A 1,264-nucleotide genomic window follows, 5' to 3' on the forward strand; every position below is an offset into this window, starting at 1 on the left:
GGGTCTGCTGCACGATCAGGTGACAGGTTGAGTCACGCAGCCTGAGTGGCTGGTGTGGTCATGATGGTCTCGTATTCTATGGGGGTCAATCGGCCGAGCCCGACTTGGCGGCGTCGGCGGTGGTAGGTCCTTTCGATCCAGGTGACGATCGCGATCCTGAGATCGTCACGGGTGCGCCAGGGGCGGCGGTCCAGGACGTTCTTTTGCAGTAGAGAGAAGAAGCTCTCCATGGCGGCATTGTCGCCGGCCGCAGCGACGCGGCCCATCGAGCCGACCATGTGATGGCGGCTCAGAGCACGGACGAATTTTTTTGATTGAAATTGCGATCCTCTGTCGGTGTGGACCACGCAGCCTGCGACGAAATCTCGGCGGGCGACGGCGTTGTCGAGCGCATCGACCGCGAGCCGGGACTTCATCCGATCGCTGATGGAGTAGCCAACGATCCGGTTGGAGAATACGTCTTTGAACGCGCACAGGTAGAGCTTGCCTTCGCTCGTCCAATGCTCTGTGATGTCGCCCAGCCACAGCTGATTCGCAGCATCGGCGGTGAAGTTGCGTTGGACGTGGTCGTCGTGGACCGCAGGCCCCGGGCGCTTGGCTTTTCCGCGTTTCTTGCCGAACACACTCCACCAGCCGTTGTTCGAGCAGATCCGCCACGCTGTGCGCTCGGCCATCACCTGGCCGGCGTCGCGAGCCTCGTAGAACAGGAACCGGTAGCCGAACTCCGGGTCGTCCTTATGGGCCCTGAACAGAGCGTTCGCCCGGTAGGCCTCCGCGAGGTCGGCATCGGTCACCGGGTCAGCCAGCCACCGGTAGTAGGGCTGGCGAGCGATCTCGAGTACCCGGCACGTCACCGTGACGGGAATGCCGTCCTCGGCCAGCTCACGAACGAGCGGGTACATCATTTTCCCGGCAGGTTCGCCTGGGAAAGATAGGCGGCAGCACGGCGCAAGACTTCGTTCTCCTGCTCGAGCAACCGGATTCGCTTGCGCAGTTCCCGGTTCTCGACCACGTCCTCACCGGTAGTTCCTGATTTGATTCCGTCCTCGATATCGGCCACTTTCAGCCAACCCGTCAGGCAGGATTCACTGATCCCGAAGTCGGCGGCGATCTGCTTCAACAGCATTCCGGGCTCGCGACTGCGGGCAACCCGAACAACGTCCTCACGGAACTCTCGGGGATAGGGCTTCGGCATGGTGCACATCCTTCCAGCGGCACCTCTCGGCACCACAGATCAGATGTCACCTATCCGTGCAGCAGACCC

Annotated in this window: 1 protein-coding gene; it reads right to left on the reverse strand. The window is 62.0% G+C overall.

The window, feature by feature from the left end; translation table 11 throughout:
• Positions 1-32: 32 nt before the first annotated feature.
• Positions 33-1,195 (reverse strand): IS3 family transposase gene (locus A2J01_RS32010; RefSeq protein ID WP_085989961.1). Its coding sequence is split into 2 segments (ribosomal slippage): positions 33-908 and positions 911-1,195, totalling 1,161 coding nucleotides; the frame shifts between segments, so codons are not numbered across the junction.
• Between the last annotated feature and the right edge of the window lie 69 nt (positions 1,196-1,264).

Origin of the sequence: Rhodococcus sp. EPR-134, from assembly GCF_001647205.1 — a bacterium.
Taxonomy (GTDB): Bacteria; Actinomycetota; Actinomycetes; order Mycobacteriales; family Mycobacteriaceae; genus Rhodococcus_F; species Rhodococcus_F qingshengii.